At 31.3% G+C, this 664-nt stretch carries 2 pseudogenes; one reads left to right on the plus strand and one right to left on the minus strand.

Annotation, left to right across the window (positions count from 1 at the left end):
- A pseudogene (gene ypdA, locus IDG60_RS19220) lies at positions 1-426 on the plus strand (bacillithiol disulfide reductase YpdA); the annotation flags it as partial.
- A 114-nt stretch (positions 427-540) separates the two neighbouring features.
- Here ypdA and IDG60_RS19225 read toward each other — a convergent pair.
- Positions 541-664 (minus strand): annotated as a pseudogene (locus IDG60_RS19225) (asparaginase); the annotation flags it as partial.

Here is a 664-nt window from a genome sequence, read left to right on the forward strand (position 1 = left end):
GGTGGAGATTATTCGCCTTCAATTAAACCGTGGATACTTCCAAATTTCACAGCATTAGTAAATCATGAAAAAATTGACATGGAATTTAATGCTAATGTTACCCAAATAACTGAAGATACTGTGACTTATGAAGTAAATGGTGAAAGTAAAACGATACACAATGATTATGTTTTTGCGATGATTGGTTATCATCCCGATTATGAATTTTTAAAATCTGTAGGTATTCAAATTAATACAAATGAATTTGGAACAGCGCCTATGTATAATAAAGAGACATACGAAACAAATATCGAAAATTGCTACATTGCAGGTGTGATTGCTGCAGGGAATGATGCGAATACCATTTTTATTGAAAATGGTAAATTCCACGGTGGCATTATTGCTCAAAGCATGCTAGCTAAGAAACAAACGCCGTTAGAATCATAAAAATAAAGGTCTATGTACTAAATATCTTAGTTATACAACGACTGACATTCATGATATGTCAAATGAGGTTGATGACTAATGATTGTACATAGACCTTTTTATGTTACGTAATCATTATAATTCAAAATATGATTTGATTTCAGCTTTATCTAAATTGTTGCTTAACGCAACTAATAATTTTAATCTTGCTTTTGGACCATTCAAACCGTTAGAAAAAATAAAACCTTGTTGTGCGAGT

It is taken from the genome of Staphylococcus sp. EG-SA-2 (assembly GCF_017152085.1).